At 64.3% G+C, this 7,015-nt stretch carries 8 protein-coding genes; 5 read left to right on the forward strand and 3 right to left on the reverse strand.

Going from position 1 to position 7,015, the window contains the following annotated elements; translation table 11 throughout:
• Positions 1 to 762 (forward strand): cation diffusion facilitator family transporter (locus EN780_RS23685; RefSeq protein ID WP_133372688.1); only part of this gene is annotated, 762 nt, incomplete at its 5' end.
• Positions 763 to 877: 115 nt separating this feature from the next.
• On the opposite strand, the gene EN780_RS23690 is transcribed toward EN780_RS23685, so the two are convergent.
• Entirely contained in the window at positions 878 to 1,960 is a 1,083-nt protein-coding gene (locus tag EN780_RS23690) for a hypothetical protein (protein ID WP_128275480.1), read from the reverse strand.
• A gap of 165 nt (positions 1,961 to 2,125) precedes the next feature.
• Between EN780_RS23690 and EN780_RS23695 the strand changes: the two genes are divergently transcribed.
• From EN780_RS23695 to EN780_RS23710, 4 genes are all read left to right on the forward strand, one after another.
• On the forward strand, positions 2,126 to 2,563 hold the full coding sequence (locus EN780_RS23695) for a DsrE family protein (protein WP_128275481.1): 438 nt from the start codon (positions 2,126 to 2,128) through the stop codon (positions 2,561 to 2,563).
• 81 nt (positions 2,564 to 2,644) lie between these two features.
• Positions 2,645 to 3,433, forward strand: coding sequence for an SDR family oxidoreductase (locus EN780_RS23700; RefSeq protein WP_128275482.1), 789 nt, complete (start codon positions 2,645 to 2,647; stop codon positions 3,431 to 3,433).
• Positions 3,434 to 3,482: 49 nt separating this feature from the next.
• A complete protein-coding gene (locus tag EN780_RS23705; RefSeq protein ID WP_127282250.1) occupies positions 3,483 to 3,791 on the forward strand; it encodes a putative quinol monooxygenase in 309 nt (102 codons plus the stop codon).
• An 81-nt stretch (positions 3,792 to 3,872) separates the two neighbouring features.
• On the forward strand, positions 3,873 to 4,961 hold the full coding sequence (locus EN780_RS23710) for an AbrB family transcriptional regulator (protein WP_128275483.1): 1,089 nt from the start codon (positions 3,873 to 3,875) through the stop codon (positions 4,959 to 4,961).
• 87 nt (positions 4,962 to 5,048) lie between these two features.
• On the opposite strand, the gene EN780_RS23715 is transcribed toward EN780_RS23710, so the two are convergent.
• Together EN780_RS23715 and EN780_RS23720 are read right to left on the reverse strand one after the other, a co-directional pair.
• A complete protein-coding gene (locus EN780_RS23715) occupies positions 5,049 to 5,825 on the reverse strand; it encodes an alpha/beta hydrolase-fold protein (RefSeq protein WP_128275484.1) in 777 nt (258 codons plus the stop codon).
• Between the two features lie 3 nt (positions 5,826 to 5,828).
• The coding region (locus EN780_RS23720) for an ATP-grasp domain-containing protein (RefSeq protein ID WP_245500093.1) at positions 5,829 to 7,015 on the reverse strand (1,187 nt) is incomplete at its 5' end.

Raw genomic sequence — 7,015 nt, forward strand, 5'->3', positions numbered from 1 at the left:
ACGGCGACCGCCGCTCTCTGGGCCATCCGCATCAGCCACAAACCAGCCGACAGCGACCATCCTTTCGGTCATCACAAGGCAGAATATTTTTCGGCGGTGCTCGAGGGCGTGCTGATCGTCGTGGCGGCGATGCTGATCATAGCCAAGGTGTGGCAGTCGCTGCAGAACCCGGCACTGATCGAACAGCCCTGGGAGGGCTTGATGATCAACGGCGGCGCTGCTGTGGTCAACGCCGCATGGGCCTTGGTGCTGATCCGCAACGGCCGCGCCGAACGATCGCCGGCATTGGTGGCCGACGGTCAGCATATCATGACCGACGTGCTGACTTCGGTCGGCGTCATCGTCGGCCTTGTTGCCGCGGTGATGACCGGCTGGCGGATCCTTGACCCTTTGCTTGCGCTGCTCGTGGCGCTGAACATCCTCTACCAGGGCTGGAAGCTTACCGGAGAATCGCTGAGCGGCCTCATGGACCGCGCGGTGGATACGCAGGAGCATATGCGCATCCGCGACATCATCTCGGCCAATTCGAAGGGCGCGCTGGAGGTGCACGACCTCAAGACGCGCATCGCCGGCCGCGCCACCTTCATCGAATTTCACATGGTCGTCGACGCCGGTATGACGGTGGGCGACAGCCATGTCATCTGCGACCGCATCGAGGACGCGCTGAAGGCCGAAATCCCCTCGGTCCGCGTCACCATCCATGTCGAGCCGGACGATGAGGCGAAGCTGCCCAAGGGCACGACGGCGGTGCCGTTCGCTTGATCTCGAGCAAGGTCTGTTGATGCGAGAACCGGAGCGGAGCGTACTTGAAGTACGTGAGCACCGGAAGCGCAGGAAGTTGCCGTTCGCAGGCCGGCATCACCTGAAACGACAGACCTTACGGTGCGCAGGCCGACTGCGGCATTGGGTTCAGCCGATAGACCTTGTCGTCGGACTTCGTCTTGCCATCCGCCGCCTTCGAGCAGAGATCGACGATGGCAAGCGCGCTGTTGGGGTTGGCCAGCATCATCGTGCCGTTGACGCCGCGCTTGAGGAAAATCTCCTTCTGGGAGACGTCGCAGGCAAAATCGCTCATCTTCGAGCTTGCCGCGCAGCGCCACTGGTCGGCCTCGCCCTGGCAGGAATAGGTCTGCGTGACCTTGCCCGTTTTCAGCCTGGTCGTCACCGAAACGGCGATGTCGGCGCCGTCCGGCCAGTTGGCCACATCGCCGCCTGAAGCGTAGGAGGCGAGTTCGACCGGCCCGCGGAAAACCCGGATCGACTGCGTCACCTGGTCGGGGTGCGATTTCAGATGCGCGGCATCGTAGTCGCGGCCATAGCAGAAGGCCTGGTCGGGCTGCAGCCGCTCCCGCAACGGCGCCCCGAGCGCCGGATCGATCGGATCGATGCGCGCGAATTCCGCCTTGCAGGTCGCGGCCGGCATCGGGTCGAGGCGGAAATTGTCGTCCTCGCTGCCCAGCGCCTGCTTGTTGTACTGCGCCGTGCCGAGTTCCTCCTCCGCGCCGGCGTCGAGATAGACATCGGGCTGTACGTTGGAGACGATCAGCCGGCCTTTGTCGTCGACCTTGAGCGAAGCGAGCGTGCGGTCGCATTCCATGCCGCAATGGATCGGGCCGCTCTTGCCGTCCTCGGATTGACGATTGCACCAGCCTGCTGCCCATTCCGGCTTCTTGGTGCCGCGCACCGTGGTGGTGAGAAAGCCATCATAGGCGGCGCCGCCAAACGTGCTCGGCTCCTCGTTCGGCCGGCTGACCGGATCGTGGCCATAGTAAAAGAAGATGCGCGCCACCTTCTGCTTTGGATGCGCCTTGAGGTGCGCCGCGTCGTAGACGCGTCCGAAACAGGCATCGGCGCCGTTGGGGCTGAGTTCCGTCAGCTTGGGAGTGTCGTCGGCAAGAGCCGCGCCGACAACGAACAATACAGCGCCAAGCGCCGCGCCCACCGCTATCCTCGACGTCATGTGACCCTCCTCCCACCGACAGGACGTGACTGCGATTCATGCTAGTCTAGGAGCAGTTCCGGGAAAAGCGTGTAACGGTTTTCCATAGGGAATTGCGTAGAAACAAATGGTTAGCGAGGCCGGGGCCACGCAAGGCCATAGTGCCCGGCTGGTGGAGGAAGAGCGATGCTGCGCCGAGATATTTTCCGTGTCGGTCTTGCCGGGGCCGCCGGCCTTTTCGGACTGCGCCAGGTCAAGGCGGCTGCCGCGGAGGAGGAAAGGCTGAAGGTCGCCTATCACCTCAGCGACGTCGACAAGGCCAATTTCGTCCTGGGCAACATCAACAACCACTACGAAGGCACCGGCGGCAATGTCGACATCGTGCTTGTCGTGCATGGCCCGGCCCTTGCGGCCTTTAAGACCAAGGCCGCATCCGGCGCCACGTCCAGCCGGTTTGCCGGGCTGGTCCAGCAGGGGCTGGTTCCGCAAGCCTGTGGCAACACCATGCATGGCATGGACATCACGCTTGCCGACCTGCTCGCCGGCTTCCAGGTCGCCGACAAGGGCGGCGTCGTCAAGCTCGCCGAGCTGCAGCGCCAGGGCTATGTCTATCTCAGGCCCTAGAGTCCCGGGGTTACGACCGGGGGCTTGAATACCGGGGCGGCGAGGTCCTACCAAGGACGGGCGTAAATTCGGAGGATCGAAATGCCGGCGACCGCTAGCTCTGCCCTTGTCATCCCGGATCTCGCAGATAGAGCGGTGCTGGTCACCGGGGCTTCGACCGGCATCGGCGCCGCCCTTGCACTGGCCTATGCGAAGCAGAAATGCCGCGTCGCGCTCCACTACAATGCGAGCCGCGAGGCCGCCGAGACGCTCGCCAGCATCATCCGCGACCGCGGCGGCGAGGTCTTCCTCACCCAGGGTGATTTCTCGGTGTCCGCCGATGTCGAGCGTGTCGTCGAGGAGAGTGCCAGCCATTTCGGCCGCCTCGACGGGCTGGTCAACAATGCCGGCGGCATGCTCGGCCGGATTGCCTATGCCGAGCAGACCGAGGCGCATTACGACGCGGTGATGGACCTCAACGCGCGGTCCGTGCTCACCGCCTCGCGCAAGGCGATACCCTGGCTGAAGCGCCAGGGTGGCTTCATCGTCAACACCTCCTCGATCGCCGCCCGCAATGGCGCCGGCGGTGGTGCCGGTCTCTACGGCTCGGCCAAGGCCTTCGTCTCCAACGTGACCCGCGGCATGGCCAAGGAACTGATCGGCTTCGGCATCCGCGTCAACGCCGTGGCGCCGGGCACCATCGCCACGCCCTTCCACGAACGCTATTCGACCGAGGAACAGATGAAGGGCATGGTAGCCACCATTCCGCAGGGGCGCGCCGGCACTGCCGAGGATTGCGTCGGCGCCTATCTGTTCCTGTCGTCCGACCTGTTGAGCGGCTATATCACCGGCCAGGTGATCGAGGTGAACGGTGGCCAGTTGATGCCGTGAGGCGCCGACTGCATACTCTTGTCGCGCAACCGTAAGGAGACATGGGCAAATGTACGGACTGATCGGCAAGATGCGGGCGGCGCGCGGTCAGCGCGATGCGGTCATGGACGTGCTGCGCGAAAGCACCGGCGCCTTGCCCGGTTGCCTGAGCTACATCATCGCCACCGACCCCGCCGATGCCGACGCGATCTGGGTCACCGAGGTGTGGACCGACCAGGCGAGCCACAAGACGTCCTTGCAATTGCCCGAAGTCCAGGCGGCGATCGCCAAGGCGCGGCCCTTCATCGCCGGTTTTGAGTTCCAGGTGGAGACCCATCCGGTCGGCGGCTTCGGCTTGCCCGCCGGCAACACCGGCTGACGCGCCCTGGAGCAACGCAAATCAGGACTTTTGCGCGGGAAATGGGTTCGCATTTGTCCCCGCCCGGTCTAAGAGCCGGGTATGGACTCCTCGCCGGAACAACCGCCCGTTGAACGCATGGCGCGACTCCGTCCGCCGCGGCAGTGGCTGGTGCTGTTGGCGCTCTCGCTGCTGTTCGCCGGCCTGCTGGAAATCGCCGCCCTGCCGGCGGCGCTGCTGATCGGACCGATGCTGGCGGCGATCCTCGCCGGAACCAACGGCGCCACGGTGCGCGTGCCGCGCCCCCTGTTCGGCTCGGCGCAGGCCGTCGTCGGCTGCCTCGTCGCCGCTTCGATCTCCGCCGACATCTTCCCCGTCTTCTACAACGAATGGCCGCTCTTCCTTGGCGCCGTGATTGCGACCGTCGCCGCCTCCAGCCTGCTTGGCTGGCTGATCAGCCGCTGGCGCATACTGCCCGGCACCACGGCCGTCTGGGGCTCGTCGCCGGGAGCGGCCACGGCCATGGTGCTGATGGCGGGCGCCTTCGGCGCCGACCAGCGGCTCGTCGCCTTCATGCAGTATCTGCGCGTCATCTTCGTCTCGATGACCGCGGCGCTGATCGCCCGTATGTGGGTCGACACATCGGGCATCGAAGCCCCGGCCATCGTCTGGTTCCCGGCGATCGAATGGATGGCCTTTGCCGCGATGCTCGCTGTCGCGCTTGTCGGCGGCCTGCTCGGCCGGCTTTGCCGGCTGCCGTCGCCGTTCTTCCTCGGCACCTTCATCTTCGGCACCATCGTCCATCTCGGCTTCGGCGTGGAGATGCAATTGCCGCAATGGCTGCTCGCGGTCAGCTACGCCCCGATCGGCTGGTCGATCGGCCTGAACTTCACCCGGCCGATCCTGCGCCACGCGACCCGCGCATTGCCGCAGATCATCGGCTCGATCGTGGCGCTGATCGCCTTTTGCGGCGGCATGGCATTCGTCATCAGCCGCGTGCTCGGCATCGATCCGCTCACCGCCTATCTGGCGACCAGCCCCGGCGGCATGGACAGCGTCGCCATCATCGCCGCCGCGGCGCAGAACGTCGACATTTCCTTCGTCATGGCGCTGCAGTCGGCCCGCTTCCTCGTTGTGCTGCTCGTCGGCCCGAGCGTGGCGCGGCTGGTGGCGAGAAGCATTAAGGAATAGGGCAAAGCGCCCGAACCTGCCTGGAAAGGCCCTTGTGCCGCCGGCATCGGCAAGCTTCGCAAAACCGCGGACCGGGTCGGTTGCGGTTCAATCCAGCCGCTTCATCAGGTCCTCGTCCAGCCAGCGGCCGAAGAAATAGACCAGCTGCTTGTGCCACCATGGCCAGTCATGGCTGACATCGCCGCCCCAATAGTCGACCCAGGCGGGGATGGACTTGTCGCGCAGCACCTGTTCCAGTTCGCGCGTTTCGACCAGCATGCGCTCTTCCCAGGCGCCCTGCCCGCAGCAGAAGATCAGCCTCAGCGCCCGCAGCCGGCCGAGCAGCTTCTGGTCCACGATGCCCGGCAAATAGTCGAGCGGCGAGTTGAAGAAGATGCTGCCCTCGAGCGACCGGCCGAAGAAATCGCGGGTCGAATAGACGCCGGACAGCGCAATGACGCCGCTGGCCAGTTCCGGAAAGCGGAAGACGAAGTTCGACGAATGATAGCCGCCCATCGAACAGCCAGAGAACAGCGGCTTCAGATTGCGCCCGCCATTGGCCTTGGCGGCAATCGACTGCAGTTCCGGCAGTGCTTCCTCGCGCACATAGCGGAAATAGGCTTCATGACGCGCGATACGCTGCGCAGGATCGCCATGTTTGTCGAAGAAGGATTCGGAATCGATGCCGTCGAGCGTGAACAGCTGGATGCGGCCTGTATCGATGAACTCGGCCAGCGCCCCCACCCCGCCGGAATCCTCGAACTGGTAGAAGCGCCCTTGCGAGGTCGGGAACACCACGACCGGCCGGCCGGCGTGGCCGTATCGCTTGTACTCCATGTCGCGGCCGAGATTTTTGGCAAACCCCTTGTGGTAGGACACGTCCATCGCTCACGCCTTTTCCGCGTGGATGTAGTCGACCGCCTGGCGCAGCGCCGTCTGGTCCTTCGAACGCATCTGGTAGGCGTAATTCCCCATGGCGCGGCTGAAAACCTCTTCGATGGCCTGGTGATGGACGATCTTGTCGCCATGGGCGGCTAGCACGTCCGCATGGCTGTGCAAATAGTGGAGGTGGCGTTTGCGGCTGGCGTAGGCGGTGAAATACTTGCCTTCGTAGGGTCCGCCGGCGGCGTCCTTGACCACCATGTCGGCCCATGCCGCATAGACGTCGACGTCGAACGTGTAGTTGATGGCATCCGTCATCCAGGCGCCCGGCGGGCGCATGTTGACCTCGAGCGCGATGACGCGCTTGTCCTTGGTCTCGAATAGCTCGATGTGGAAGAACCGCTCGCGGACGTCGAACGCCTTGAGGATTTTGCGGCCCGCCTCTTCCACCGCCGGGCTGATTTCGGGAAAGCAGGTGTAGCTCATGTGGCGGTCGCGGTTGACCACCTCCATGACGCTCTGGTCGTAGCGGTGGCTGGCCGCCAGCACCACCTCGCCGTCGCGGTTGACCAGACCGTCGAACGTCACCACCAGCCCCTCGATGAATTGCTCCATGACGAAGGTCACGCCCTCCGGTTTGTCCCGGAAGAACTGGTCGAGCTCCTTCGCATTGGAAATCTTGAACGTGTTCGAGGCGCCCGAGCCGGAATCAGGCTTCACCACCACCGGATAGCCGACGCGGCGGATGAAGGTCATGGCGCCCGCCCGATCGGAGCATTTGCGCTGCGGAATGGTCTCGACGCCGCTCTTGCGGAAGAAGGCGCGCATGCGGCTCTTTCGCTTCAGGTTCTTCACGAAATCGAGCTTGGTGCCAAAGATATTGAAGTCGGTGCGGATGTTGGCTTCCAGCTCCAGCCAATGCTCGTTGAGCGACTCGAAACGGTCGATGCGCCCCCATTTGTGGATGAAATGGCCCATCGCCCGGAACACCGGCTCGTAGTCCTCCATGTCGGCGACGCGGTAATATTCCGACAGCGCCGCCTTCAGTTTTCCGCTCAGCGCCTCATAAGGCGCATCGCCGATGCCAAGCACGGTGGCGCCGGCCTTCTTCAGCCGATCGCAGAAGTCGGCGCCATTGGCCGGAAAATGCGGCGAGAAGAACACAAAATTCATGGATGGGCCTCCCCCGGCGT

This window comes from Mesorhizobium sp. M4B.F.Ca.ET.089.01.1.1 (assembly GCF_004022605.1).
Taxonomy (GTDB): Bacteria; Pseudomonadota; Alphaproteobacteria; order Rhizobiales; family Rhizobiaceae; genus Mesorhizobium; species Mesorhizobium abyssinicae.